Below are 24,623 nucleotides of genomic sequence, written 5' to 3'. Positions count from 1 at the left end.
GCCTTCCGCTTTTCCAATTCGGAAAGGGCGTCGCGATGAGGGTCGCGGCGCCCTTTTTGCTGTGCCTCCAACGTCTTTAACGGGCCTTTAACCACGCCATCCCCATGGTGCCGTCGCGCGCATCCGTGAAGGCCAAGGGAATGGACGAATTACTTCAGGAATTCATAGCAGAGACGCAGGAAACGCTGGAGGCGCTGGCAGGCGAAGTCGTCGCCTGGGAGGCGGACCCTAGCGATCGCGACCGGTTGGACGCGATCTTCCGTTTCTTTCACACCGTTAAGGGCAGTTGCGGCTTCCTGAATCTGCCGCGCTTTGAGCGGCTGAGTCATGCGGCGGAAGATGTGCTGTCCGAAATCAGGGCAGGAAAGCGCACCGCCGATCCGGCGACGGTCAGCGCCGTGCTGGGCATCATGGATCGTATTGCCGAACTGGCTGAAGCGGTAGCGATCGGCGCGGCATTGCCGGACGAAAATGACGACTATCTAATTGGCGCCCTTGCCGAGCGCGACCAGACTTCCGCGGCAGAGGAAGCGGCGCCTGCCATCGAGACGATGCGTCAGGGCGGAGTGCAAGCCGTCCCCCGTACCATTCGCCTGCCGCTGTCGCTGATCGACCAGTTGATGAACGGCGTGTCGGACATGGTGCTGGCGCGCAACGAACTGTCCCGTAAATTGCGCGAACGGTCGGGCGATCCGGAGTTGGAAAGCGCATTCGAACGGCTATCGACCTGCGTGGCCGACATGCGGGACGCTATCTCCAAAACGCGCATGCAACGCGTTGATCGTCTGTTCACCGCCATTCCCCGCATGGTTCGCGACCTTGGTCGCGAGCTTGGCAAGAGGATCGACCTCGTTCTCGAGGGTGGTGATGTCGAGATGGATCGCGAGATGGTGGAGATGGTCGTCGATCCGCTCACCCATATCGTGCGCAACAGCATAGATCATGGCATCGAGACACCAGAGCAGCGCCGTGCGCTGGGTAAGCCAGAAGCGGGCACTCTGAGGCTGCAGGCGCGGCAGTCGGGCAACCAGATCGTGATCGAAATCAGCGATGACGGCCGCGGCATCGATACTGGGCGGCTGGTGGAAAAGGCAGTCGCCGCGGGCAAGCTGTCACGCGACATGGCGGCCAAGATGAGCGAGGCGGAGAAGCTGGACCTCATCTTCCAGCCGGGCTTATCGACTGCGCAGGCCGTCACCGCCATTTCGGGCCGGGGCGTCGGAATGGATGTGGTACGCGCCAATGTCGAGCGCATCGGCGGCGTGATTGCACTTTACAATCAGCTCGGCCGTGGTCTGCGCATCGTGCTGCGCGTGCCGTTGACGCTGACGATTATTCCGGGCCTCATCATACGGTCGGGCGGGCTGCATTTCGCCATCCCGCGTGCAGCTGTCGTCGAGATTTTACACGATAATAATGAAACGCTGCATGTCGCGGAGGTGGGCGGCGCCAAGATCGCGACGATTCGATCAGTGCGGCACTCCATGATCGATCTGGAAGATGTGCTGGGAATGCAAAAGTCCGTCCAGGCTGGACCCCGTGCGATCATGGTCGTGCGTTCCGCCACCGGCGTTCCCTTTGCGTTAGGCGTCGCCGCTGTCGATAATCATGAGGAATTGGTTATACGTCCGGCCTCTCCACTCGTGATGGCGACGGGCGTCTATGCAGGCATGACGTTGCCGGACAATGGAAAGCCGATGCTGCTGCTAGATGCGGCGGGCCTGGCCAACGCTGCCTGTTTGCCGAACATTATCGATGAACGGGCGGCCCGTGAGGTGGAGGAGGATGACGATCGGGCTGCCAGGGTCGAGATGGTCCCGGCTCTCCGCTTCGAGGAATTGTCGGGTGAGAAGCGGCTCATCAAGCTGTCACTGGTCGAAAGGGTCGAGGATATCGATGCGGCGCTGTTCGGGCGGTCGGGCGGTCATGCCTTCGTACGGCTCGACGGCAGGCTGGTGCCGGTCGTCAATGGAGCGCATAGCTTTGCGACCGATCATGTATCTGCGCTGCGCCTTCGCGATGACAGGCAGGAAGCCTGTTATCCAGTCGCGGCGGTCCTCGACATCGTGGAAATGCCGGTCGTCCCCGACATGGTCGCTATGCATGGACTGCTTAGCGGTGTCGCGGTGATCGATGGAGAACATCTGGAGGTGCTCAATCCCTTCGCCTTGTTCGCCGCCTTGCCTGACGGCCCAATTGTGGAGCGGGCGCGAGGCCGATGCGTGTTGGTGGATAGCCAGGATGGCTGGACGCGTGAGATATTGGCGCCCCTGTTGCGGCAGGCGGGGCATGAGGTCGTTCTTGGCCTGCCCGAGGAAGCTGCCGTCGATCCGGCCGATGTGGTGCTGTGTTCGGAAGGTGAGATGTCGCAGGCGGCCGAGACATTGGGCTGCCGGGTCGTGCAGTTGCGCGCTTCGCCGAGACCGGCTGGGCCGAAAGACAGCAGTATCTACCGCTATGATCAGGACGCGTTGATGGCGGCCATCAGCGGCGCGCGGCGTTAAGGAGACGGCCATGGACCAGCTTTATCTTCTGGCGACCCTGGCGGGCACACGCGTCGCCGTCGCCGCTCAAGAGGTGGAGGCGGTAGTGAAGCTTGCCGACATCTCACCCGTACCAGGCATGCCCGCGCATGTGGCGGGACTTTCGGCCCTGCGCAGCCGCGTGCTCACGATCATCGACGTTCCCGCCCTGATCTGTGGCGCACCCACGCCGTTGCTTCAGCGAGGCTTGGCGATCATCGCCGACATTAGCGGGCACAGCTATGGCCTGATGGTCGATGCCGTGCACGACATCTGCCAGGTGCCCGAAGGCAACCTGCCCCTCCGTGGCCAGCTTGATCGCGCCTGGGCGCCTTACGCGCTGGCGATCGTCGAACAATATGGGCACCCGCACCTGCTCGTTTCACTCGCCAGCTTTATCGAAACGGGTTTGCTGGCGCAGGCTGCATAATTTTCAAGCCGTTTACGAATTACTCGGCTTTGGCGACTAATCACTTCTTCACAGGAAGAAAAATCTAAGGGACGCTTCATGAAAAACTGCCTGGTAGTGGATGATTCCAAGGTCATTCGTAAAGTTGCGCGGCACATATTGGAATCGCTCGATCTGTCGGTGAGCGAGGCCGTCGATGGACAAGATGCGTTGACCCAGTGCGAAGCGGCGGCACCGGACGTGGTCCTGCTCGACTGGAACATGCCGGTCATGAGCGGCATGGAATTTCTCCAGGCATTGTCCACCGCGAAGGTCGCCGCGCGGCCGAAGATCATCTTCTGCACCACCGAGAATGGCATCAGCCACATCAAGGCGGCGGTGGAAGCCGGGGCCGACGAATATGTGATGAAGCCATTTGATCGCGAGACGCTGGAAAGCAAGCTGGCGATCGTCGGCGTCATCTAGCTTCGGTACCGCTTTTCCGCTTCTCCTGTTCATTCCGTTCGAAAGTTCCCCAATGGCCGCCGTTACGCCGATCATGGCAAGCCACAGCAGACCGCAGGTCCGCGCGATGGTTGTCGATGATTCGGTCGTCGTGCGAACGGTGATCGAGCGGATATTGAACAGCGATCCCGCCTTTTCCGTGGTTCACAAGACCAACAGCGCTGAACATGCGCTGTGCTATCTGGCCGGGCACGAAGTCGATCTGATCCTGCTGGACATCGAACTGCCGGGGCAAAGCGGTCTATCGGCCCTGCCGGCCTTTCTGCGCGCCAACCCGCACGGGAAGGTGGTCATCCTGTCGGGCAATTGCGAGGAAGGCAGCGGGGCGGCGATCGAGGCGTTGGCGCTAGGCGCGAGCGATATATTCGCGAAGCCTGGCAGCGGCAGCTTCGGCGAGGCATTTCCCCGATCGCTGATCGAGCGGCTGTCCCGCCTATTCAGCGCCAATTCCGTTCCGCTTGAGAACAGCCCGCCGGTCCTGAGAGCGGCGACACAGGCAAGCGCTCCACTGGCCTGCCTGGGCATCGGCGCGTCGACCGGGGGCATCCATGCTTTAGGACAGTTGTTTGCGGGCATGTCGGAGCCCCCAGGAGCGCCGATTCTGCTAACACAGCATCTGCCGGCCAGCTTCACATCCTATTTCGTGCAACAGCTTGCCCGGATGACCAGCCTGCGGGTGAAGGTCGGCGAGCAGGGAGAGTTGCTGGCGCCCAACACGGTCTATGTCGCGCCGGGCGACGCCAATTTGCAGGTGCGCCGGGGTCTTTACGGGCGAGTGATGGTGACGCTGAACCCTCAGCGGACGGCCGCGGGCAATTTGCCGGGCGTTGATCCGATGTTCACCAGCATGGCTGAAGCCTACGGGCCGGGGGCCGCGGGAATCGTGCTCACCGGCATGGGCCGCGACGGCACAGTCGGCGGGCATGACATCGTCGCCGCGGGCGGCTGGATCGTGGCGCAGAATGAAACGAGCAGCGTCGTCTGGGGCATGCCCGGGTCGGTAGCTGCAGCGGGCCTGAGCTGCGCGTTGCTGGACCCCTATGCCATCATGGATTTCGTCGCGCGGCGCGGAAAGAGCAGAGGTTTGAAACATTGACCCTTTCGACTGAATCATCCTCTCGCGGCGCGGCTCGCATCTTTTCCGCGTTGCTGGAGGCGCGTACCGGCCAAATCCTGTCCGAAAGCCGGGCGTGGCGCATGGAGACTGCGCTGAAGCCCGTGATACGCGCCAACGGCCTTGCCGATATGGACGATCTGGCGGCGCGCCTGCTGAGTAATCGCGACTCCGCCTTGGAGGACCAGGTGGTCAATGCGCTGCTCAACAATGAAAGCAGCTTTTTCCGCGATCTCCAGATCTTCGACATGATCCATCGCCAAGTTTTGCCTGCGATTCATGCGGATCGGCGCGACAGGGTATTGCGGGTTTGGAGTGCCGGCTGTTCCACCGGTCAGGAAGTCTATTCTCTGGCGATCCAGCTGCGCAACGACATGGCGCGGTGGCGCGGCTGGCGTATCGAAATTCTGGCGACCGACATTTCGACCGCAGCCATAGAGCAGGCCCGTAACGGCATCTTTTCCCAAATGGACGTGCAGCGTGGGCTGGCGGTGGGCGACCTCATCAAATGGTTCGAGCCGGTCGGAGAGAATTGGCGCGCCAGTCCGGAGTTGCGCCGGACGATCGATTTTCGGACCGACAATCTGTTCGATGCCAAGGCTCCGTCAGGCGAATATGATCTACTGCTTTGCCGCAACGTGCTCCTTTATTTCACGCAGGAGCGTCGGCAGCATGTGTTCCGGCTGCTGACTCGTCACAGCCATGAACAATCTGTCCTTCTGCTGGGAGCAGGGGAGACAGTAATCGGCCACAGCGACGATTTCATACCCCATCCCGACTTCCGCGGCGCATATGCCCGCCGTCAGGAGCGGAGCTGTAGCGAGGCCCTCCGCCGCGCAATCTGACCAACTGCACTCGGCGCACTGGCCGCCATCGACACAGGACAGATCCGCTTGCGCTTGATCGGCCGAGCGCTCTCGGCCATTGTCTGTCAGCTGTTGCGGACTGACGCGCTGCAACGAAGACAGATGGTGGTGACTGGCTTTCCGATGAGCGACATTCCGATGATCGACACGCCGTCGCCTAATTTCGACGATCGCAAGCTGCCCATATCCATGCTGGTGCTGCACTATACCGGCATGCCGGACGCGCAGAGCGCAATACACTGGCTGGCGAGCCCGGAATCCAAGGTGTCCGCTCATTATGTCGTTACGGAAGAGGGCGAAATCGTCCGCATGGTCGATGAAGCCAAGCGCGCCTGGCATGCGGGCCGGTCGCACTGGCGCGGTATCGATGACGTAAATTCGGCGAGCATCGGGATCGAGATCGTCAATCCCGGCCATGAATGGGGATATCGGGGATTCCCCGACGCGCAGATCGGATCGCTGATCCCGCTGATGCATGAGATTGTGCAGCGCCATGGCATCACGCGCGGCAATATCGTGGGCCACAGCGATGTCGCTCCTGCCCGCAAGCAAGACCCGGGCGAGCTTTTCCCGTGGGGACAGCTTTCCCGGCTGCGGTTGGCGCTGCCTCGTCCGACCAAGAATCTCATGGATCCGCTTTGGAGCGACAGCGCCTTCATGCTGGCGCTCGAACGCTTCGGCTATGACATTGCGGAGCCCGAAGCGGCTGTCGTGGCCTTCCAGCGACGCTTCCGCCCCGAACTGATCGATGGAGTCATCGACGGGGAGTGCCGAGCCATCCTGCTGGCCCTGCTGCTACCCAAGCCGAGGGGGGATGACTGACGCCCTAACTGTCTGTATAGACCGTGATGCCAGAGGGCCGGGCGGCCGCGGCGTGGCGGGTAACTTCCACGGCGAGGAAAGTCCGGGCTCCACGAAATAACGGTGCCGGCTAACGGCCGGCTGGAGTGATCCAAGGGACAGTGCAACAGAAAGCAGGTCGCTAAGACTTCGGTCCAGCGAAATTGAAAGGGTGCGGTAAGAGCGCACCGCGTCTCCGGCAACGGAAGGCGGCACGGTAAACCCCACCGGGAGCAAGACCGAATAGGGGCGGCGCGCAGCTTGACTGCTAGGCTGATTTCGGCTGAGACCGCCCGGGTTGGTTGCTTGAGGGACGGAGCAATCCGTCCCCTAGAGGAATGGTCGCCACTCCCCGCAAGGAGAGAACAGAACCCGGCTTACAGGCCCTCTGGCATTTCAATCTGCCCGATGCTTCGCTCAGGGAGGATTGAAGCGGGCCCATGCGGCCGAAAAATCAACTGCCGGGGTGGCGTTCCGCCTGCGGCCTGCCTAATTTGGAACGATGGCAAGAAGCAGCCGATCAAATGACTGGGGCTTTCCCCGCTGGCGCAGCTACGGCTCATCGCGTGAGGCGCAGCAGGTGCGCCTCTGCGATCGGCATGGTTGCGACAGGCCCGGCGATTGCCCCGCCCCCAAGTCCCCCAACAGCCGCGAGCGCTGGTATTTCTGCACCGACCATGCGGCCGAATATAACCGGAACTGGGACTATTTTCAGGGCCTGGATCAGGAAGAACGAGAGCAACGAGAGAGGGCGGAGCGCCGCGACTCCAGCGGATTTCAGAGCAGCGCCTATCATGGCTGGGGTGGACCGGGCGACGGCAGCCGGTCGCGGGACGAGTTGCATGCGCTAAAAGCGCTGGAACTTGAGGATGACGCCGATTTCGAAGCAGTGAAGAAAAGCTGGCGACGGCTGGCGAAGGAAAATCATCCGGATGTGAAACCCGGCGATGCGGAGGCTGCGATCCGCTTTCACACTATCCAGGCCGCTTATGAGGTGTTGCGCTCGGCTGAGGAGCGGCGCAGCTGGAAGCCCCGGGAGCCGGCGGATTGAAGGATCATGTCAGGTCGAATTGGCAAAATGCGGTACTGATCTGCCGCAAATGCTCCAAAAAGCTGGATGGCGGCTTCGGTCCTGATGGTGGCGAACGCTTGGCCAAGGCGCTGCGTAGGCAGCTTTCGCTTAAAAAGGGGCGTAAGGCTGCGGCGGGCATAATCGAGGTGAACTGCCTAGGCGCTTGCCCGAAGGGCGCTGTGACAGTGGTGAATGGGGCGCAGGCGCGTGACTGGCTGCTGGTGCGGCGCGGCGCTGATCTGGATGAACTGGCGGAGGCGTTGGGGCTCACTCCGAAGCCGGGCGAGATCAGCCCACGCGTCTAGCTTGGGGCGGCTCTAGTCCAGCTTCAACGATGAGAGGCATCAGCAGCCGCTCTTCTTTCCGCATGCGATGGGTTATCGCCTCGATCATGTGGCGGGTTTCACGGCAAAAGTCGCGCCATTCGCGGGCAATCCGGTCGTCGCTCCACCGCGCCATATAATGCGAGAATGATAGCGCCAAAGGCTCCATTTCGACCTGCAATCTTGCTGCAGTATCACGCAGTGAACTGTGGGCCTGCCGCTGCATCGACGGATAGAAGATCTTATCTTCAAGCGCGAGATGCGCCATAAGCTGGCGAGCGAATTGCCAGCGCAAAGTGCCTAGAGGTTGCGGATTGCTTTCGTCCGTAACCGCCAGGAGGAGCCGTTCAGCCAGTACATCGACTGCGTCATGCTGACTCTGTAATAGCTCAAGGTCCATTTGCCGCTTCCATGCTTCGTCATGAAGCCTTGTCGGCCAAGCGCGTTAAGAAAAGGTTGGAAAAGGCCGATTTGGCGAGCAAGGCCGCCCACCGCTCGTCATAAGCGGAGGGCGGCAGCAGGGATCAGCCGGGCTGATCGGCGCGGCTCACGCCTTCGCCATCAAGGTTCTGCGCGACGAAGTCCCAATCGATCGCTTCCTTCAGCACCCGATCGGCATAGTTGGGGCGCAGGTTGCGATAGTCGATATAATAGGCATGTTCCCACACATCGAGGATCAGCAGCGGCGTATGGCCATGTGCGACGGGCGTGTCGGCGTCATGATAGCTGGTCACTTCCAGCTTGCCTTCGTTCAGGATCAGCGCAGCCCAACCGCTGGCGAAATGGCCGACGGCTTCCGCCTTAAGCTTCTCGATCAAGGCATCGACCGAACCGAAGCCTTCGTTGATGAGGTTGAGCAGCGTGCCGGTCGGCTGCTTCTTTTGGGGCGAGAGCGACAGCCAGTAGAAGCTGTGATTCCAGATCTGGCCAACCTGGTTGAACAGCGCGCCCTTACTGGTGCGGATTAGTTCGACCAGCGACTTGCCCTGAAGTGCAGGGTCGGCGGCGACCAGTTCATTGGCCTTGGTCACATAGGCATTATGGTGTTTGCCATGGTGATAGTCGAAGGTTTCTGCGGAAAGAATGTCGCCAAAGGCGTCCCTGGTATAGGGAAGGTCGGGCAGAACAAAGGCCATGTCGGAACTCCTCGGGCTCTTGGATGGATGGCCGCTCAACGATAGGGCGGCCGGAAAGCTCCTCGCCCCTAGCAGCCTTATCGCGCTGCAGAAAACAGCATATTTTCTTTTAAATGGACGGAATTATCCATGTGACAGGGGCGTAATGATGACTTAGCATCGCCGGTCAGGCAGCCTGCAAACGGCCGCCCGAAATGGGGGTAGGATAAATGGCAAAATTCTTCGGCAATTTGCATCTCGTGCTTGTCGTCGGGCTCGTGCTCGCGCTGGCGGTGATTTTCGCGGTGCCCGCGAACACCATTCCGGAACAGGCGATCCTGCGCTGGCTCCACCTGTTCTTCGGCATTACGTGGATCGGGCTGCTTTATTATTTCAACTTCGTTCAGATCCCGACGATGCCGAAAGTCCCGGCGGAACTGAAGCCTGGCGTATCCAAATTCATCGCGCCCTCAGCTCTGTTCTTCTTCCGTTGGGGCGCGGCGTTCACGGTGCTGACAGGGGCCATCATTGCGTGGCGCAGCGCCTATCTGGTGGAAGCGCTGACGCTTACCACCGGCTTCGTGCTCATCGGCATCGGCATGTGGCTGGCGCTGATCATGGCCTTCAACGTCTGGTTCATCATCTGGCCGAACCAGAAGAAGGCGTTGGGCATCGTTCCCGCTGAAGATGCGGTGAAGGCGAAGGCCGCGACTACCGCGATGATCTTTTCACGCACCAACACGCTGCTGTCGCTGCCGATGCTCTATTGCATGGTCAACTTCAACGGCGGTTGACGGGAGTCGCTCCCGTTCACTGCGGGCGAGGTCGGCAATATGTCTGACCTCGCCCGACTTGAATGACCTGAGCGTTTCTCAACCCTGCGGAGGAGTGGTTTCGCCGATTTCTTCGCTGTCGAGTGTCTTGCCGAGCGCGAGGCCGTGCCGCATCAGCATGGGAATGTTAGCAGCGGCGAAGAGGATCGATACGATCGTGACGCCCCACACCTTGATCGCCAGCCAGGCATCGAAGCTCATCGACCGGCGCATGGCTTCATTGACGATCGCCATGGCGACGAAGAAGAACGCCCAGTTGCGCGACAGCTTGCGCCAGCCTTCATCGGTCAGACCATCATAGGCCGCCTGAAGCAGATATTTGAGCAGCGCCTTGCCGCGCAGCAGCCCGCCGAACAGCATCAGTGCGAAGAAGCTGTAGATGATCGTGGGCTTGATCTGAATGAAGCGCTGATCGTGGAAATAGATGGTGAGCCCGCCGAAGAAGAGGATCAGCATCGCCGAAAGCCACAGCATGGGCGATACGCGGCCCAGCTTAACCTTGGAGATGATGACGGCGATGACGATCGCGGCCATGAAGGCGGCGGTGCCGATCGACATGGCGGTGATCGGATTGTTGGCGCCCCAGAGCCAGCCTGCGCCCTTGTAGGTCAGGAAGAAGACGAGAAGGGGCCCGAAGTCCAGCGCGAGGCTGAGATTGCCGCCATGGGTGGGCTTGGTATCGGCCATATGTGCTTACTCCGTCATCCCAGCGGAATCTGGGATCTCGTGAGGCTGGATTGTGCCCAAGAGGCGCGAGGTCACGGCCTCCGCTAGCGTCACGACCATGGGTTTAACGTGCATAAGCCGTCCCGGCGATAGCCCGCGCCATGTCGCTGGGATCGAACGGCCGCAAATCCTCGATCCTTTCGCCGACGCCGATCGCGTGGATGGGCAGGCGATATTTCTCGGCCGCCGCCACTAGGACGCCGCCGCGCGCAGTGCCGTCCAGCTTGGTCATGACCAGGCCGGTCACCTGCGCAAATTCTTTGAACACCTCGATCTGGCTCAACGCGTTCTGTCCGGTCGTGGCATCCAGCACCAGGACAACGTCATGCGGGGCTGCCGGGTTCAATCGGCCAAGGACGCGCCTGATCTTCGACAGTTCGTCCATCAGCTCGGTCTTGTTTTGCAGGCGGCCTGCCGTATCGACGATCAGTACGTCGATGCCGGTTGCCGTAGCCTGCTTCACCGCATCGAAGACGATGCCGGCCGCGTCTCCGCCTTCCTTGCCCGCGACGATGGGGATGCCCAACCGATCGGCCCAGACCCTGAGTTGACCGATCGCCGCGGCGCGGAAGGTGTCGCCCGCCGCCAGCATCACGCCATAATCCTGCTCAAGAAATAGGTTGGCGAGCTTGGCGATGGTCGTGGTTTTGCCGGAGCCGTTGACACCGATGACGAGAATGACCTGGGGGCGGGGAAAAGCCTCGATCTCCAGGGGGCGGGCAACAGGGGCGAGAACCTTCTCGATCTCCTCCGCGATGATCTCGCGCAGATATTCTTCGGTCAGTTCCCTGTTGTAGCGGCCTTCGGAAAGGCGGTCCCGCACGCGTGCAGCCATGGCGGGGCCAAGGTCGCTGACGATGAGCGCTTCCTCAATCTCGTCCAATGTCTGTTCATCGAGTGCCGCCTTGGTGAAAAGGCCGGTCAGATTCTCGCCGAGCTTGTCGGATGTGCGCTTCAGCCCGCCGAACAGGCGGTCGCGCCAGCTGCTGCCGGGTTCATCAGTCATTGGCGGCCTCTTGCGCGATCAGGACGCCATTCTCAAGGGCTATGATGCGCGCGGATATGATGGACGAAGGGGATTGCGGCTCGGCGAAGCGTACCGGGGCGAAATTTTCGGCATGTCCTGAAAGGCCGTTCCGCTCCACCAGCACGGATTGCACCGAGCCGACGAGGTCGCCAAGCCAGCTTTGCCGCTGCACCTCGCAAGCGGTTCGCAGGCGGGTGGCGCGTGCCTTGACGATGGCGCGATCGACCTGCGGCATGCGCGCTGCTGGCGTACCTTCTCGCGGCGAATAGGGGAAGATATGGCCGTGCACGATGGAGCACTGTTCGACCAGTCTGAGGCTGTTTTCGAACATTGCGTCATCTTCTGTCGGGAAGCCTGCGATGATGTCAGCGCCGATGCTGATGTCCGGCCGGACCGCCTTCAGCCGTTCTACGATGTGGATCGCGTCGGCCCGGCTGTGGCGGCGCTTCATGCGTTTGAGGATCATGTCGTCGCCTGCCTGCAGCGACAGGTGCAGGTGCGGCATCATGCGAGGCTCGCGCGCAAGCAGGTCGAAGAGCCGATCATCGATTTCGACGCTGTCGAGTGAGGAAAGGCGCAGGCGCGGCAGGTCCGGCACGGCGTTGAGGATGCGTTCTATCAGGAGTCCTAGCGAGGGCGATCCCGGCAGATCGGGCCCATAGCTGGTGACATCCACGCCCGTCAGCACGATTTCCTTATAGCCCGCGTCCACCAGTTCGCGGGCTTTGTCGATCACTGCGCCTGCCGGGACCGAGCGGCTGTTCCCGCGCCCATAAGGGATGATGCAGAAGGTGCAGCGGTGGTCGCAGCCATTCTGCACCTCCAGAAAGGCGCGGGCATGTTCGGCGAAGGCGCTCGCCATATGGGGGGCGGTTTCGCGCACGGCCATGATGTCGGAGACTTGGACCTTGTCCGTCATCTCAAGCCCATTCGTCACCCCAGTGAAAGCTGGGGTCTCGCGTCGGGAGTCAAGAACTGCTGCCTGAGATCCCAGCTTTCGCTGGACTGACGAATAGTGATGGGCCGCCATCTTCTCCCGATTGCCGATGACGGCATCCACCTCGGCCATGTTTGCGAAGGTTTCCGGTTCCGTTTGCGCCGCGCAGCCTGTCACGATGACGCGGGCACGGGGCCGTTCACGCCGCGCCCGCCTTATCGCCTGGCGCGTTTGCCGAACCGCCTCCGCCGTGACGGCGCAGCTGTTGACGACCACCAGGTCATCCTCATCGGCCGCCATTTCGCGGATCGCCTCGCTCTCGGCGATGTTGAGGCGGCAGCCCAGGGTGATGATCTGCGGCCCGCTCATCTTCAAAAGCGCGCCCAGTCAGCCTCGCCATCGAAGACATGAGTGGCAGGGCCTGTCATGCGGATCGAGCCGCCCGGAGCCCATTCGATCAGCAGATCGCCGCCGGGCAAGGTGACCCGGGTCGATCCGCTCACCAGCTTGCGCCGCACCGCTGCTACCGCTGTTGCGCAGGCGCCCGTGCCGCACGCGCGGGTCAATCCTGCGCCCCGTTCCCAGACGATCAGGCGGATGTGGTTCTCGCCTACGACCTGCGCGAAGTTCACATTTACACGCGCGGGGAACAGCGGATCGGTCTCGATCATCGGTCCCAAACGCTCGAAGTTCACACCGTTCATATCGTCACAGAAAAAGATGACATGCGGGTTGCCGACATTGACGGCAACTGGCGCGGGCAGGTCTTCCCAGCTGACGGGCATAGCCAGTGTATCCATGGCGTAGGCGAGGGGGATGGCGCCCCATTCCAGCCGGGGCTCGCCCATATCGACGCTTGCGCCGCCTTCGACCCCCTTTGCATCGAGCAGCCCGGCCTTCGTTTCGATCAGCACGTCGCGCCCGAGGAACAGGGGAACACAGCGCGTGGCGTTGCCGCACGCTTCCACTTCGCTGCCGTCGCTGTTGAAGATGCGCATCGACACATCTGCCTTGTCCGACTGGCCGATCAGGATCAGCTGGTCGCAGCCGATCCCGGCGTGACGGTCGGCAATCGCCTGCGCGCGCGCCTGGGTCATGTCGAGCGCAGCCTCACGCGCGTCGATCACGACGAAATCGTTGCCGAGGCCGTGCATCTTTGAAAAGCGTCCCATAATGCGCGCGCATGTAGGGGGTGCGGGGGGAAAAGGCCAGAGCAGCGCTTGACCGGATTTTTGCCAACTTCCGTCACCCAGGACTTGATCCGGGGTCCAGCTTCATTCGACTGCTGCAGTGGAGAAGCAAGAAAGCGGGACCCCGGGTCAAGCCCGGGGTGACAAGGGAACGGATAGTTGCGTCCTGACCCACCATGCGCTAAAGGCCTCCTCGCAATCAGGCGGCTTGCCGTCCGATACCCTGACAGATCCATGGCGCTCATAGGGGAGCACCGGATGGACGCTGGCCGGCGAGTTTTCGCCCGCCGGCGATTTTGTCGTTTGGCGGGGTAGGCGCGGTTTTCCGGGCTTTTCGGCCCAAATGAGGTGATGATGTTCGATTCGCTAAGCGATCGTCTCAGTGGGGTATTCGACAAGCTGCGTGGGCGCGGTGCGCTGACGGAGGACGATGTCCGCGCCGCGATGCGCGAGGTGCGAATCGCGCTTCTCGAAGCCGACGTCGCGCTTCCCGTCGTCCGTCAGTTCGTCGATCAGGCGACCGAGCGAGCGGTTGGCAGCGATGTGCTGCGATCGGTCACTCCGGGGCAGATGGTCGTCAAGATCGTCTCGGACACGCTCACCGAAACGCTGGGCGCTGAAACGTCCGAGCTGCTGATCGATGTGAACCCGCCTGCGGTCATCATGATGGTCGGCCTTCAGGGCTCCGGTAAGACCACCTCCACCGCGAAGATCGCCAAGCGCCTTAAGGAAAAAGAGCGCAAGAAGGTGCTGATGGCGTCGCTCGACGTCCAGCGCCCGGCTGCGCAGGAGCAGCTGGCGGTGCTGGGCACCCAGACCGATGTGGCGACCCTGCCGATCGTGCCGGGCCAGCAGCCGGTCGAGATCGCCAAGCGCGCGCTCCAGTCCGCGAAGCTTCAGGGCTTCGATGTGGTGATGCTCGACACCGCCGGCCGTCTGCACGTCGATCAGGCGCTGATGGACGAGATGAAGGCGGTCGCTGAAGTCTCCAACCCGGCGGAAATCCTGCTGGTGGTCGACTCGTTGACCGGCCAGGACGCAGTCAATGTCGCGACCAGCTTTACCGCGCAGGTGCCGCTGACCGGCGTGGTGTTGACCCGCATGGACGGCGATGCGCGCGGTGGTGCGGCGCTGTCGATGCGCGCGGTTACCGGCCGTCCGATCAAGTTCGCGGGCACTGGCGAAAAGCTCGACGCAATCGAGCCCTTCCATCCAGCGCGTGTCGCGCAGCGCATCCTGGGCATGGGCGACGTCGTCTCGCTGGTCGAGAAAGCGGCCGAGAGCATCGACGCCGAGGAAGCCGACAAGCTCGCCAAGAAGATGGCCAAAGGTCAGTTCGACATGAACGACCTGCGTTCGCAGCTCAACCAGATGCGCCGCATGGGCGGTCTTGGCGCGCTCGCTGGCATGTTGCCCGGCCTCAAGAAGGCGCAACAGGCGATGGCCAATAGCGGCGCGAACGACAAGACGCTGATCCATCTCGACGCAATGATCGGATCGATGACGCTGAAGGAGCGCGAGAAGCCCGCGCTGATCAACGCCAAGCGCAAGATACGTATCGCCAAGGGCTCCGGCACCACGGTGCAGGAAGTCAACAAGCTCCTGAAAATGCATCAGGAGATGGAAACGGCGATGAAGAAAATCCGCAAGATGGGCGGTCTCAAGGGGCTGGCCAAGATGTTCACCGGGGGTGGCCTTGACGGCATGCTGGGCGGTGGCGGCGCGCCTCCACAGGGACTGCCGGGGCTGGGCGGCAACATGCCCAATCTTCCGCCCGGATTTCAAAATTTCATGAAGAAATAAGCGTTTTCAATTAATTATATCAAGTCAGAAAGGTAAGGTCAGGTATCCATGGCAACGTCCATTCGTCTTTCGCGCGGTGGTTCCAAGAAGCGTCCCTATTACCGCATCGTCGTGGCCGACAGCCGCGCGCCGCGTGACGGCAAGTTCATCGAGCGCATCGGCAGCTACAACCCCGTCCTGCCCAAGGGCGACGAAAAGCGCGTCGTTCTGGACGTCGAGCGCGCGAAGCATTGGGTTGCCGCCGGTGCCCAGCCGACCGACCGCGTTGCACGCTTCCTCGACGCCGCTGGCGTGAAGGAACGTCCTGCCCGCAACAACCCGAACAAGGCTGAGCCGGGCCAGAAGGCCAAGGATCGCGCCGAAGACCGTGCTGCCAAGGCTGCGGAAGCCGCCGAAGCTGCTGAAGCTGCCAAGGCCGCCGCTGCTGAAGCCGCTGCCGCTCCGGCCGTGGAAGAAGCTCCGGTCGCTGAAGAAGCTGCTCCCGAAGCTGCTGCTGCCGAAGAGCAGGCCGAGGGCTGAACCCCTTGACTGACAAGCCCGTCACTCTCGCCGTCGTCATCGGCGCTCATGGGGTGGCGGGCGACGTCCGTCTGAAGCTCTTTGGAGAGGGGTCTGAGGCCCTTAAATCCTATGGGAGCTTCGATGCGGCGGGGCGCACGCTGACCTTGAAGTCGGTGCGCCCCGGCCCGAACGGCGCCGTCGCGCGATTTGCCGAGATTGGCGACCGCTCCTTGGCCGAAGCCCTGCGTGGGACCGAGCTTACGGTGCCGCGGTCTGCTCTGCCTCCCTTGGGGGAGGGCGAGTATTATCATGCTGACCTGATCGGCCTTCCCTGTTCGTCCACCGAGGGCGAAGGGCTGGGCCATATCGTCGCGGTCGAGAATTTCGGCGCGGGTGACATCATCGAGGTCGAGCGGCCAGCGGCGGATGGGAAAAGGGGCAAGCGCTTCATGGTGCCGATGCACGCCGTGACCATCACGGACGAGCAGGCCGTCATCGATGCCGCTTTTGCCGTCTGACAGCAGGTCGAACTGATGCCGAAAATTCTTGCTGCTCTCTATCTGCTTCTGATGGTTGCCGCCGGGTGGCGGCTTTTTACCATGGCTTGGTCGCGCGGTTTGAAGATCGCCGCAGCGATCGCTTTGATCATCCCCATTCCGATGTTCTTCCTGTTGCCCTCGCTGATGCACCCCGAGCGACCTTTCGCCGACCTGCTGCGCGCGATCGGCATTGCCCTGATCGTCGGAGGAGGGGTCTCGCTGCTCGGCGGCATGGCGGGGGCATGGCTCAAGGCGCGTAAGGCTTGAACTTTCGCGCGCAGATACTGACCCTCTACCCGGAGATGTTTCCCGGCCCGCTTGGCGTGTCGCTCGCGGGGCGTGCACTGGCCGAGGGCAAGTGGAGCTGCGATCCTATCCACATCCGCGACTTTGCCACGGATAAGCATCGGACCGTTGATGATACGCCTGCGGGTGGTGGCGCAGGCATGGTGCTGCGCGCCGACATCCTTGGCCTAGCCATTGATCAGGCGTTGGAGACAGGCCCCGACCTGCCCGTCATCGCCATGACGCCGCGCGGCGCGCCGATCACGCAGGCCCGCGTGCGCGAGTTGGCCGCCGGCCCCGGTGCGACCCTGCTATGCGGCCGGTTCGAAGGCTTTGACGAGCGTATTTTCGAGGCTCGCCCGGTCGAGCAGATCAGCATGGGTGACATCATTCTGTCCGGCGGAGAGATGGGCGCGTTGATGCTGCTGGATGCTTGCATTCGCTTGCTTCCCGGAGTAATGGGCGCGGCTTCAAGTGGGGATGAAGAGAGCTTCGAAAGCGGCCTTCTCGAATATCCGCACTATACCCGACCTGTTGAATGGGAAGGGCGCACGATCCCTGAAGTGTTGCGATCGGGGGATCATGCGAAGATCGCCGCCTGGCGGAAACAAAGGGCGGAGGATGACACACGGCTAAGGCGGCCGGACCTTTGGGAACGTCATATCGGCGTTCGGGACCAGCCGCCCTCTGGTGCGCAACGCGAAAAACAGGACTAAGATCATGAACTTGATCCAGCAGATCGAGGCCGAGAACATCGCGGCTCTCGCCAAGGATATTCCGGAATTCCGTCCGGGTGATACGCTGCGCGTCGGCGTGAAGGTCATCGAAGGTGACCGTAGCCGCGTCCAGAATTATGAAGGCGTCTGCATCGCCCGCTCAAACAAGGGCATGGGCAGCAACTTCACCGTGCGCAAGATTTCGTTCGGTGAGGGTGTGGAACGCGTCTTCCCGCTCTATTCGCCGAACATCGATTCGATCACCGTCGTCCGTCGTGGCGTCGTGCGTCGTGCGAAGCTTTATTATCTGCGCGGCCGCACCGGCAAGCGCGCTCGCATCGCCGAGCGCCGCGACGTCCGCACCGAGGGTTGATCTTCGGTTCCTGTCGCTGACGGGACATGAAAACGGAAAGGCGGTGTCCGGTGGGACGCCGCCTTTTTCTGTTTGGGGGGCTATGACCAACGGCTGGCGTAATTAAATTCCCCTTTGGTTCGAGCGGAGGTCCGAGCCTGTCGAGAACCGAAGTCGAGAAAATGGCGCTACCCAACATGTTCTCGATACGGCTGCTCGACAAGCTCGAAGCCTACTCGAACCGAACGGGTTCTAGGGGGAACGTCCGCCAATCACGCAGCCAGCTGGGCCGCTGGCGCGCGGGTCAGGCTGGCTTCCGGCTGGTAAACCACAGTCCGCCGAGGCTGATCGCCGCCGCCGCCGACATATAGAGGCCGACCAGCTCGACCCCCTGCACCTGAATCAGCCAGGTGGCTACGATCGGCGCCAGTGCGCCACCGATGATGCCGCCCAGGTTGAAGCTGAAGGAGGCGCCCGTATAGCGCAGCTGCACCGGGAAGAGGTGCGGCAGATAGGCGCCGAGCGGGCCATAGACGAAGCCCATCAGGAACAGCGCGAGGCTGAGGATCAGGAAGATCGGCAGCAATTGCCCGGTGCCCATGGCGGGGCCGAAGATCACGCCCATCGCCACCGTGCCGATGCAGCCGACGACCAGCACGCGGGTCGGGCTGGTCTTGTCCGCCCACCAGCCGGCGATGATGATGCTGAGCGCCATGAACAGGATCGCGCCCAGCTGAATGGCGAGGAAGGTCTCGCGGTTGATCTTGAGCGTGGTGGTGCCGTAGCCGAGGGCGAAGGCGGTCGCGATATAATAGACCGCAAAGCAGGCGACGACCGCGAAGGTGCCCGCGACCGCCGCGCCAAGATGGCCGGAAAAAAGCGCGGCAAGCGGTACGGCGGGCGGCGGGGCTTCGGCTTGGGCGGCGGCAAATTCCGGCGTCTCGGTGAGCTTGAGCCGCACCCACAGGCCCAAGAACACCAGCACCGCGCTGCCGAGGAAGGGCAGGCGCCAGCCCCAGGCGAAGAAATCCTTGTCGGTGAGGAACATGCCGAGGATCAGGAACAGGCCGTTGGCGGCGAGGAAGCCGACGGGAGCGCCCAGCTGCGGGAACATGCCGAAACGCGCGCGCCATCCGGGCGGCGCATTTTCTACCGCCAGCAGCGCCGCGCCGCCCCATTCGCCGCCGAGGCCAAAACCCTGGCCGAAGCGCAGGATGCAGAGGATCAGCGGCGCCCACCAGCCGATCATCTGATAAGTCGGCAGGAATCCGATCGCCAAAGTCGACCCGCCCATCAGCATCAGCGAGGTGACGAGCGTCGCCTTGCGCCCAATCCGGTCGCCATAATGGCCGAACACCGCCGCGCCCAGGGGCCGCGCGAAGAAGGCGAGGGCGAGGCTGCCATAGGCCGCCATCAACTGCGCGGAAGGCGACGTGGCGGGGAAGAAGAGGGGGCCGAACACCAGGCTGGCCGCGGTCGCGTAGATGTAGAAGTCGTAGAATTCGACCGCCGTGCCGATCAGGCTGGCTGCCAGCACCCGCTTGTGGCGCAGCATCGCATCGATTCCGCCCGTTTCCCCAACAGCTGCTTCCATTACCTGCACGCCCCCTCGCGCCATTGTCATGCCTTTCTTTTCTGGTTGAGCAGTTCATAAGCCATCACGGCGCAGGCGACGGCAGCGTTCAAGCTGTCGGCCTTGCCGAGCATCGGCATCTTCACCAGCAGGTCGCATTCAGCCTCATAGGCTTCCGGTAGGCCCTGGGCTTCATTGCCGACGAGCAGGAAGCTTGGGCTCTGATAGCGTGGCTCCTGATAATCATGCGTGGCCTTGAGGCTGGTGCCGATCAGTTCACCCGGGCCTTCGCGCAGCCAGTGCATGAACTCGCTCCAGCGTGCCTGGGTGATCGACTGGGTGAAGAGCGCGCCCATGCTCGCCCGCACGGACTCCACCGAAAAAGGATCAACGCAATCATCGATCAGGATGAGCCCGCCCGCGCCGACCGCGTCGCCGGTGCGCAGGATGGTGCCGAGATTGCCGGGATCGCGCAGCGATTGGGCGACGACCCAGATGTCCGCTTTGGTCCGGTCGAGCTTGGCCAAGGGGGTCAGCCGGTCGCGATAGACGCCCACGACGGCCTGCGGATTGTCCTTGCCCGAAATCTTGGAGAGAATGTCGGGCGTTGTTTCGATGACGTCCGCCCCGGCGTCCTCCATGGCGGCGATCAGGTCGGCGGCGAGGGGGTGGCTGGAACCTGCATGGAAAAGCATTTCTGGCAGCACGCCTTCCTCGCGCGCTTCGGTCAGTATGCGTAGCCCCTCGGCCAGGAACAGTCCTTCAGCCTTGCGGAACTTCTTTTCACGCAAGCTGCGGACGCGCTTCACCAGCGGGTTGGAAAATCCGGTGATTTCGCGTGCCACTTGCGCCTTGCTTCCTGTTGGGGAACGAAGCGGCCTCTCTATCGAGCCGGGGCGGGTGGTAAAAGGTTTATTCTTCGCCGAACTTATCTTCGACCAGCGTTACCAGCTTGCCTAGAGAATCCGCCGCTTCCGGCCCCGTGGCGCTGATGACGATGGAATCGCCTAAGGCCGCGCCGAGCATCATCAGACCCATGATGGACGTGCCGGTCACTTCGCTGCCATCCTTGCGCACGGTGATCTGTGCGGGGAGGCCGCTTGCCAAGGTCACGAATTTCGCACTGGCGCGGGCATGAAGGCCGCGCTTGTTGCTGATCCGGACTTCCTGGCTGATTTCGCTCATGTAGTGCTACCCAATAGTTCCGATGCAACGCTGATATATTTCTGCCCCGCTTCCCGCGCCGCGGCGACGGCCTGGCGCACGTCCATCACCTTGCGCGCGCTTTCCAAGCGGATGAGCATAGGCAGGTTGATGCCCGCGATGACCTCAATCTCACCCGCCTTCAACAATGATATGGCGAGATTGGAGGGAGTGCCGCCGAACAGGTCGGTCAGCAGGATGACGCCCGATCCGTCATTCACACGCGCGACCGCAGAGGCGATGTCGGCGCGGCGCACTTCCATATCATCTTCCGGACCGATGCAGATGGTTTCGATCTGCTGCTGCGGACCGACCACATGCTCCATCGCCACGACAAATTCCGTCGCAAGCGACCCATGGGTGACGAGTACCAGTCCAATCATTTATTTGCCGGCCCAACTTGTTTCATGATTGTGCTTTCGGGCCTCCCGGTTCGCGCTTCTCCAGGCTGTCCTGCGGCGCTGATTCCATATTGCGGTGCGAGACCGTGGGCGAAAAGCCCGCGTCTTGCAAGTATTTGGCTACGCGTTCGGCAACATGGACCGATCGGTGACGCCCGCCGGTGCAGCCGAAAGCAACCGTGACATAGCTTTTACCGCTGTCAGCATATCGTGGGAGCAGCAGGGCCAGCAATTCCTCTATACGGCTGAGCGATTCCTCATAAGCGGGGTCGTCCACGATATAGGCTGACACATCCGCATCGAGGCCGGTCTTTGGCCGCAAGTCGGGTTCCCAATGGGGATTGCGCAAAAAGCGCATGTCGAAGACGAGATCGGCGTTGAGCGGAACGCCGCGCGAAAAGCCGAAGGACATGATCGTCAGCACCGGCGCGGACAGGCCATCGCGCGAAAAGCGGTTGCGGATCTCCTGCTGCAGACCGTTGCTGGTCAGGCTGGTCGTATCGATGACATGGGTAGCCCAGCGCCGCAGCGGATCGGTGAGTTCGCGTTCGCGCGCGAGGCCGTGCGCCGCGGGGCGATCCGATGCCAGCGGATGGCGGCGTCTGGTTTCGGCGAAGCGGCGTTCCAGCTCCATGTCGGAACAATCGAGGAAGAGCGTTTCGACATCATGCCCGCGGCGGGTGCGTAGCGCTTTTATCCGTTGCACAATCGCCTGAGCGTCGAAGCCCCGGGTGCGCGCGTCGATGCCCAGCGCCAGCGGGCGATCGTCGAGCTCCTCGTGGCCTGCGGGCACTGGCGTGTCGAGCAGCCGTTCGAGGAGGAGGAGAGGGAGGTTGTCCACAACTTCCCAGCCCATGTCCTCGAGCGTCTTGAGCGCAGTCGTCTTGCCTGCGCCGGAGAGGCCGGAAACGAGGAGGATGGTCTTGGGAGTTGGCGCGTTCACGCGAGGCCCACCGTCTTGAGCGCCAGTTCGACCTTGATTGGGGCGGAGGGTTCAAGCGCGGCGAGGCGCACCACCGGTATCTTTGCGCCAGCGATCACACGTTTTTCCGGATCGGCCGGCATGCGGTCGATGTCATCGGACAGATCGACGATCAGGGCCACGCGGGCATAATCTATGCAAGGCATGTCCACCACGCCAAGTCCGCGTACTTCCATCTTGCCGGTGATGGTCTGCGGCGCGGTGGCTTCCAGCCGCCCATCGACCCATTTCAGCAGGGTATAATCATCGCTGACCAGGATGGCGCCGCGGTCGATGAGGCGCAGGGCGAGGTCCGACTTGCCCATGCCGCTCGGCCCGCACAGCAGCACCGCGCGGCCGCCGATGGCGACGCTCGTCGCGTGCAATGTTTCGCTTGTTTCTTCCCGCACCATACCCACTCTCTTCTTAGACCTTGTCCGGGCTGGTGGGAAACGAATTGAAGGGACGCTGGGGCCATCGCGTCAAAAAATTTGGCGGTGCAGACGTCCTATTCCGAGACAATGCCAGGATCGCGCTCCACGCCCATCGGCAAGCGCAGCATGAAGCAGGCACCGCTCTGATTGTCTTCGCGGTCGGCAATGCTGATCTTGCCCTGATGTCCTTCGACAATGGAGCGCGCGATGGCGAGGCCCAAGCCCGAATGCTTGCCAAAACTTTCCGTCTCCGGACGGACGCTGTGGAAGCGGCGGAAGACATGTTCCCGCTGGGGTTCGGGCACGCCCGGTCCTTCATCCTCGACACTGACCAACACTTCATGGTCGGCGACCGTGGCAACGATCTGGACGAGGCCGCCGTCGGGCGAGAAGGAGATGGCGTTGTCGATCAGATTGTCGAGTACGCGCATCAGCCGCTGCTCCTCGCCCAGCACGACGGCCACATCCTTGCGCGGACGGGCGAAGGCGAGGCGGATGCCCCTGGGAACGCCCCGCGCTTCGCGGGCGACCACCATCCGTTCGATCAACAGTCCGAGATCGATCGGTTCGAAGCGGGTGCGGGACAACTGAGCGTCGATGCGGGAGGCTTCGGCGATGTCGGTGACCAGGCGGTCCAATCGACGCACGTCATCCTGGGCGATGGCCATGAGCTGAGCTCGGAGCTCCGGCTTATCAACCCGGTCCAGCGCATCGAGAGCGGAGCGCAGCGAGGCGATCGGGTTCTTCAGTTCATGGCTTACATCGGCGGCGAACGCGTCGGTGGCGTCGATGCGCTGGCGCAGCGCATGGCTCATGTCGGAGAGCGCGCGCGCCAGCATGCCGATCTCGTCACGCCGCTCGGGCAGGCGCGGCACCGTCACTTCGCGCGCGCGGCCGAGACGAACGCGGACGGCGGCGCGAGCAAGGCGTTGAAGCGGCTGCACTATGGTGCGGGCAAGGAAGAGCGAGAGGAGCACCGACGCCAGCACCGCAGCGGCGATGACGATACCCAGCCGCAATCGCTCGGCCCTGACGATCCGGGTGATATCGCGTGCATTTTCGGTGGCGAGAAGGCTGCTGCCATCTTTCACATCAGCAGTGGCCGAAATCATGAAGGTGCGATCAGGGGCATAGCGGTTCATCGCCTGGGGGCGACCCGTCTTGCGCGCCAGCACCAGTTCGGGCCAAGCGTCCGCCTGATCCTTTGCAGGCTCTTCGAAATTGGCGGGCCGGTCGGCGAACACAATGCGATCGACAGCCTTGTCCAGGAAGCGGGCGATATGGCGCTGCCACCCTTCTTCCGATGGCAGGCGCAGGCGATAGCGCGGAGCATCCATGGTGAAGCTGTCGGCGATCAATTGGCCGTCGGGTCCATAGCGGCGGACCCGGTCGCCAGTCTGCCGGGCATAGGCGGCAATCAGGCGATCCTGCCGATCGGGCGGAGCGGTTTCGAGCCCAATCGCGAGCAGCTTCAGCTCCCGCGCGGATTGCTCCAGGCGTGCATCGACGATGCGCGTGCGATAGCTGTCCAGATAGAAGAAGCCGCCCGCCAGCAGGGCGAGCGCGAACACGTTGACCGCAAGGATGCGCGGGGTCAGGCTGATGCGGCCAGACCAGCGCAACCCCGTGTCGCGCGAATCATTCTTCCGAGAAGCGATATCCGGCGCCATAGAGGGTGTCGATTGCGTTGAATTCAGGGTCAACCTCGCGGAATTTGCGGCGGAGACGCTTGATGTGGCTGTCGATGGTGCGGTCGTCGACATAGACGTCATCCTGATAAGCGGCGTCCATCAGCTGGTTGCGGTTTTTGACCACGCCGGGACGCATCGCAAGGGTTTCGAGGATCAAAAATTCCGTGACGGTGAGCGTGACGTCCTGCCCCGTCCATTTCACCCGATGACGAGCCGGGTCCATTTCCAGGCGCCCGCGCACGATCGGGTCGGCGGCAGGCTCGTCAGCGGATTCGGGCATGCGGTTCGCTTCCGAACGGCGGAGAATGGCGCGGATTCGGGCGATCAGCAGGCGCTGGGAAAAGGGCTTGGCGATATAGTCATCCGCGCCCATGGCAAGGCCAAGCGCTTCATCCAGTTCGTCCGTCTTGGACGTCAGGAAGATCACCGGCATATGGCTCTTTTCCCGAAGGCGGCGCAGTAGTTCCAGCCCATCCATGCCCGGCATCTTGATATCGAAGACCGCAAGATCGGCAGGATTGTCGATAAGCGCCTTCAGCGCCGCCTCCGGGTCGGAATAGAGGCGCGTCAGGAAGCCTTCGGCCTGCAGCGCGATGGATACGGAGGTCAGGATATTCTTGTCATCATCCACAAGGGCGATGGTTGGCGTCATGCGTCTTTCCAAAGGTCGTGGCCCCTATATCAAG

At 62.3% G+C, this 24,623-nt stretch carries 29 protein-coding genes and 1 other RNA gene; 16 read left to right on the top strand and 14 right to left on the bottom strand.

All coding sequences use genetic code 11. The features are described 5' to 3' along the window. Positions 1-140 precede the first annotated feature (140 nt). The 9 genes from EP837_RS04380 (at position 141) to EP837_RS04340 (ending at position 7,632) form a co-directional block, all read left to right on the top strand. Positions 141-2,504, top strand: a complete 2,364-nt coding sequence (locus tag EP837_RS04380; RefSeq protein WP_066528681.1) for a chemotaxis protein CheA — start codon at positions 141-143, stop codon at positions 2,502-2,504. 10 nt (positions 2,505-2,514) lie between these two features. Further along, positions 2,515-2,952, top strand: coding sequence for a chemotaxis protein CheW (locus tag EP837_RS04375; protein ID WP_066524753.1), 438 nt, complete (start codon positions 2,515-2,517; stop codon positions 2,950-2,952). Between the two features lie 78 nt (positions 2,953-3,030). Then, entirely contained in the window at positions 3,031-3,396 is a 366-nt protein-coding gene (locus EP837_RS04370) for a response regulator (RefSeq protein ID WP_066524752.1), read from the top strand. A gap of 52 nt (positions 3,397-3,448) precedes the next feature. Continuing rightward, positions 3,449-4,531 carry a chemotaxis protein CheB gene (locus tag EP837_RS04365; RefSeq protein ID WP_066524750.1) on the top strand — a complete coding sequence of 361 codons (1,083 nt, stop codon included), beginning with the start codon at positions 3,449-3,451 and terminating at the stop codon, positions 4,529-4,531. Beyond that, the gene (locus EP837_RS04360; RefSeq protein ID WP_066524749.1) at positions 4,528-5,394 is read left to right on the top strand and encodes a CheR family methyltransferase; all 867 of its coding nucleotides are present in this window, start codon (positions 4,528-4,530) and stop codon (positions 5,392-5,394) included. Before EP837_RS04365 ends, EP837_RS04360 begins: the two co-directional genes overlap by 4 nt. A 144-nt stretch (positions 5,395-5,538) precedes the next feature. Continuing rightward, entirely contained in the window at positions 5,539-6,237 is a 699-nt protein-coding gene (locus EP837_RS04355) for an N-acetylmuramoyl-L-alanine amidase (RefSeq protein ID WP_066528679.1), read from the top strand. Between the two features lie 29 nt (positions 6,238-6,266). Continuing rightward, positions 6,267-6,651, top strand: an RNA gene (gene rnpB, locus EP837_RS04350) — RNase P RNA component class A. Between the two features lie 106 nt (positions 6,652-6,757). Further along, positions 6,758-7,306: a J domain-containing protein gene (locus tag EP837_RS04345; RefSeq protein ID WP_066524747.1), complete on the top strand. Its 549-nt coding sequence runs from the start codon at positions 6,758-6,760 to the stop codon at positions 7,304-7,306. After that, a complete protein-coding gene (locus EP837_RS04340; RefSeq protein ID WP_066524742.1) occupies positions 7,279-7,632 on the top strand; it encodes a hypothetical protein in 354 nt (117 codons plus the stop codon). Before EP837_RS04345 ends, EP837_RS04340 begins: the two co-directional genes overlap by 28 nt. Here the strand turns inward: EP837_RS04340 and EP837_RS04335 are convergent. After that, positions 7,616-8,050 carry a hemerythrin domain-containing protein gene (locus tag EP837_RS04335; protein WP_066524741.1) on the bottom strand — a complete coding sequence of 145 codons (435 nt, stop codon included), beginning with the start codon at positions 8,048-8,050 and terminating at the stop codon, positions 7,616-7,618. The two genes, EP837_RS04340 and EP837_RS04335, sit on opposite strands and share 17 nt — an antisense overlap. A 124-nt stretch (positions 8,051-8,174) precedes the next feature. Continuing rightward, positions 8,175-8,786 carry a superoxide dismutase gene (locus EP837_RS04330; protein WP_066524738.1) on the bottom strand — a complete coding sequence of 204 codons (612 nt, stop codon included), beginning with the start codon at positions 8,784-8,786 and terminating at the stop codon, positions 8,175-8,177. A 209-nt stretch (positions 8,787-8,995) separates the two neighbouring features. Here EP837_RS04330 and EP837_RS04325 point away from each other — a divergent pair, with 209 nt between their 5' ends. Beyond that, positions 8,996-9,559: a urate hydroxylase PuuD gene (locus EP837_RS04325; RefSeq protein ID WP_066524734.1), complete on the top strand. Its 564-nt coding sequence runs from the start codon at positions 8,996-8,998 to the stop codon at positions 9,557-9,559. A 78-nt stretch (positions 9,560-9,637) separates the two neighbouring features. On the opposite strand, the gene ispZ is transcribed toward EP837_RS04325, so the two are convergent. The 4 genes from ispZ to dapF all read right to left on the bottom strand — a co-directional run bounded on the left by ispZ (position 9,638) and on the right by dapF (position 13,460). Beyond that, on the bottom strand, positions 9,638-10,285 hold the full coding sequence (ispZ, locus tag EP837_RS04320; RefSeq protein WP_066524730.1) for a septation protein IspZ: 648 nt from the start codon (positions 10,283-10,285) through the stop codon (positions 9,638-9,640). A 103-nt stretch (positions 10,286-10,388) separates the two neighbouring features. Beyond that, a complete protein-coding gene (gene ftsY / locus EP837_RS04315) occupies positions 10,389-11,330 on the bottom strand; it encodes a signal recognition particle-docking protein FtsY (RefSeq protein ID WP_066524727.1) in 942 nt (313 codons plus the stop codon). Continuing rightward, positions 11,323-12,657: a tRNA (N(6)-L-threonylcarbamoyladenosine(37)-C(2))-methylthiotransferase MtaB gene (gene mtaB, locus EP837_RS04310; protein ID WP_066524724.1), complete on the bottom strand. Its 1,335-nt coding sequence runs from the start codon at positions 12,655-12,657 to the stop codon at positions 11,323-11,325. The genes ftsY and mtaB overlap by 8 nt, the downstream gene beginning before the upstream one ends. 2 nt (positions 12,658-12,659) lie before the next feature. After that, complete coding sequence (gene dapF, locus EP837_RS04305) at positions 12,660-13,460, bottom strand: diaminopimelate epimerase (RefSeq protein ID WP_066524722.1); 801 nt, start codon at positions 13,458-13,460, stop codon at positions 12,660-12,662. A gap of 369 nt (positions 13,461-13,829) precedes the next feature. Here dapF and ffh point away from each other — a divergent pair, with 369 nt between their 5' ends. From ffh to rplS, 6 genes are read left to right on the top strand one after another with little or no spacing between them, the layout of a single operon-like run. Next, on the top strand, positions 13,830-15,281 hold the full coding sequence (ffh, locus tag EP837_RS04300) for a signal recognition particle protein (protein ID WP_066524721.1): 1,452 nt from the start codon (positions 13,830-13,832) through the stop codon (positions 15,279-15,281). Between the two features lie 48 nt (positions 15,282-15,329). Continuing rightward, complete coding sequence (gene rpsP / locus EP837_RS04295; protein ID WP_066524720.1) at positions 15,330-15,800, top strand: 30S ribosomal protein S16; 471 nt, start codon at positions 15,330-15,332, stop codon at positions 15,798-15,800. A 5-nt stretch (positions 15,801-15,805) separates the two neighbouring features. After that, positions 15,806-16,300 (top strand): ribosome maturation factor RimM, encoded by a 495-nt coding sequence (rimM, locus tag EP837_RS04290; RefSeq protein ID WP_066524719.1) that lies wholly within the window; start codon positions 15,806-15,808, stop codon positions 16,298-16,300. 15 nt (positions 16,301-16,315) lie between these two features. Beyond that, a complete protein-coding gene (locus EP837_RS04285; RefSeq protein ID WP_066524717.1) occupies positions 16,316-16,588 on the top strand; it encodes a hypothetical protein in 273 nt (90 codons plus the stop codon). Next, positions 16,585-17,322: a tRNA (guanosine(37)-N1)-methyltransferase TrmD gene (trmD, locus tag EP837_RS04280; RefSeq protein WP_066524714.1), complete on the top strand. Its 738-nt coding sequence runs from the start codon at positions 16,585-16,587 to the stop codon at positions 17,320-17,322. The genes EP837_RS04285 and trmD overlap by 4 nt, the downstream gene beginning before the upstream one ends. Positions 17,323-17,326: 4 nt before the next feature. After that, a complete protein-coding gene (rplS, locus tag EP837_RS04275; protein ID WP_066524712.1) occupies positions 17,327-17,695 on the top strand; it encodes a 50S ribosomal protein L19 in 369 nt (122 codons plus the stop codon). A gap of 283 nt (positions 17,696-17,978) precedes the next feature. Here rplS and EP837_RS04270 read toward each other — a convergent pair whose 3' ends face one another. The 8 genes from EP837_RS04270 to EP837_RS04235 form a co-directional block, all read right to left on the bottom strand. Next, entirely contained in the window at positions 17,979-19,292 is a 1,314-nt protein-coding gene (locus EP837_RS04270; RefSeq protein WP_066524711.1) for an MFS transporter, read from the bottom strand. Between the two features lie 2 nt (positions 19,293-19,294). Then, positions 19,295-20,092 carry a TrmH family RNA methyltransferase gene (locus EP837_RS04265; protein WP_066524710.1) on the bottom strand — a complete coding sequence of 266 codons (798 nt, stop codon included), beginning with the start codon at positions 20,090-20,092 and terminating at the stop codon, positions 19,295-19,297. A 67-nt stretch (positions 20,093-20,159) separates the two neighbouring features. After that, a complete protein-coding gene (locus EP837_RS04260; RefSeq protein ID WP_066524709.1) occupies positions 20,160-20,432 on the bottom strand; it encodes an HPr family phosphocarrier protein in 273 nt (90 codons plus the stop codon). Beyond that, the gene (locus tag EP837_RS04255; RefSeq protein WP_066524707.1) at positions 20,429-20,833 is read right to left on the bottom strand and encodes a PTS sugar transporter subunit IIA; all 405 of its coding nucleotides are present in this window, start codon (positions 20,831-20,833) and stop codon (positions 20,429-20,431) included. The genes EP837_RS04260 and EP837_RS04255 overlap by 4 nt, the downstream gene beginning before the upstream one ends. Before the next feature lie 22 nt (positions 20,834-20,855). Beyond that, the gene (gene rapZ, locus EP837_RS04250; protein WP_066524706.1) at positions 20,856-21,794 is read right to left on the bottom strand and encodes an RNase adapter RapZ; all 939 of its coding nucleotides are present in this window, start codon (positions 21,792-21,794) and stop codon (positions 20,856-20,858) included. After that, on the bottom strand, positions 21,791-22,225 hold the full coding sequence (locus EP837_RS04245) for an HPr kinase/phosphorylase (RefSeq protein ID WP_066528676.1): 435 nt from the start codon (positions 22,223-22,225) through the stop codon (positions 21,791-21,793). Before EP837_RS04245 ends, rapZ begins: the two co-directional genes overlap by 4 nt. A 95-nt stretch (positions 22,226-22,320) precedes the next feature. After that, positions 22,321-23,916 (bottom strand): ATP-binding protein, encoded by a 1,596-nt coding sequence (locus tag EP837_RS04240; protein WP_066524704.1) that lies wholly within the window; start codon positions 23,914-23,916, stop codon positions 22,321-22,323. Beyond that, positions 23,885-24,589, bottom strand: a complete 705-nt coding sequence (locus EP837_RS04235) for a response regulator transcription factor (protein ID WP_066524703.1) — start codon at positions 24,587-24,589, stop codon at positions 23,885-23,887. The genes EP837_RS04240 and EP837_RS04235 overlap by 32 nt, the downstream gene beginning before the upstream one ends. Between the last annotated feature and the right edge of the window lie 34 nt (positions 24,590-24,623).

This window comes from Sphingobium sp. EP60837 (genome assembly GCF_001658005.1).
Taxonomy (GTDB): Bacteria; Pseudomonadota; Alphaproteobacteria; order Sphingomonadales; family Sphingomonadaceae; genus Sphingobium; species Sphingobium tyrosinilyticum.
Note: the sequence above shows the minus strand (reverse complement) of the source record. Positions and strands in the feature narration are given on the sequence as shown.

Bases quoted from the DNA above. Each gene is read 5' to 3' on its own strand.
- EP837_RS04380 (WP_066528681.1), top strand. From the start codon at position 141: ATGGACGAATTACTTCAGGAATTCATAGCAGAGACGCAGGAAACGCTG.
- EP837_RS04375 (WP_066524753.1), top strand. From the start codon at position 2,515: ATGGACCAGCTTTATCTTCTGGCGACCCTGGCGGGCACACGCGTCGCC.
- EP837_RS04370 (WP_066524752.1), top strand. From the start codon at position 3,031: ATGAAAAACTGCCTGGTAGTGGATGATTCCAAGGTCATTCGTAAAGTT.
- EP837_RS04365 (WP_066524750.1), top strand. From the start codon at position 3,449: ATGGCCGCCGTTACGCCGATCATGGCAAGCCACAGCAGACCGCAGGTC.
- EP837_RS04355 (WP_066528679.1), top strand. From the start codon at position 5,539: ATGAGCGACATTCCGATGATCGACACGCCGTCGCCTAATTTCGACGAT.
- EP837_RS04345 (WP_066524747.1), top strand. From the start codon at position 6,758: ATGGCAAGAAGCAGCCGATCAAATGACTGGGGCTTTCCCCGCTGGCGC.
- EP837_RS04335 (WP_066524741.1), bottom strand. From the start codon at position 8,050: ATGGACCTTGAGCTATTACAGAGTCAGCATGACGCAGTCGATGTACTG.
- EP837_RS04330 (WP_066524738.1), bottom strand. From the start codon at position 8,786: ATGGCCTTTGTTCTGCCCGACCTTCCCTATACCAGGGACGCCTTTGGC.
- EP837_RS04325 (WP_066524734.1), top strand. From the start codon at position 8,996: ATGGCAAAATTCTTCGGCAATTTGCATCTCGTGCTTGTCGTCGGGCTC.
- ispZ (WP_066524730.1), bottom strand. From the start codon at position 10,285: ATGGCCGATACCAAGCCCACCCATGGCGGCAATCTCAGCCTCGCGCTG.
- ftsY (WP_066524727.1), bottom strand. From the start codon at position 11,330: ATGACTGATGAACCCGGCAGCAGCTGGCGCGACCGCCTGTTCGGCGGG.
- mtaB (WP_066524724.1), bottom strand. From the start codon at position 12,657: ATGAGCGGGCCGCAGATCATCACCCTGGGCTGCCGCCTCAACATCGCC.
- dapF (WP_066524722.1), bottom strand. From the start codon at position 13,460: ATGGGACGCTTTTCAAAGATGCACGGCCTCGGCAACGATTTCGTCGTG.
- ffh (WP_066524721.1), top strand. From the start codon at position 13,830: ATGATGTTCGATTCGCTAAGCGATCGTCTCAGTGGGGTATTCGACAAG.
- rpsP (WP_066524720.1), top strand. From the start codon at position 15,330: ATGGCAACGTCCATTCGTCTTTCGCGCGGTGGTTCCAAGAAGCGTCCC.
- EP837_RS04285 (WP_066524717.1), top strand. From the start codon at position 16,316: ATGCCGAAAATTCTTGCTGCTCTCTATCTGCTTCTGATGGTTGCCGCC.
- rplS (WP_066524712.1), top strand. From the start codon at position 17,327: ATGAACTTGATCCAGCAGATCGAGGCCGAGAACATCGCGGCTCTCGCC.
- EP837_RS04270 (WP_066524711.1), bottom strand. From the start codon at position 19,292: ATGGCGCGAGGGGGCGTGCAGGTAATGGAAGCAGCTGTTGGGGAAACG.
- EP837_RS04260 (WP_066524709.1), bottom strand. From the start codon at position 20,432: ATGAGCGAAATCAGCCAGGAAGTCCGGATCAGCAACAAGCGCGGCCTT.
- EP837_RS04255 (WP_066524707.1), bottom strand. From the start codon at position 20,833: ATGATTGGACTGGTACTCGTCACCCATGGGTCGCTTGCGACGGAATTT.
- EP837_RS04245 (WP_066528676.1), bottom strand. From the start codon at position 22,225: ATGGTGCGGGAAGAAACAAGCGAAACATTGCACGCGACGAGCGTCGCC.
- EP837_RS04240 (WP_066524704.1), bottom strand. From the start codon at position 23,916: ATGGCGCCGGATATCGCTTCTCGGAAGAATGATTCGCGCGACACGGGG.
- EP837_RS04235 (WP_066524703.1), bottom strand. From the start codon at position 24,589: ATGACGCCAACCATCGCCCTTGTGGATGATGACAAGAATATCCTGACC.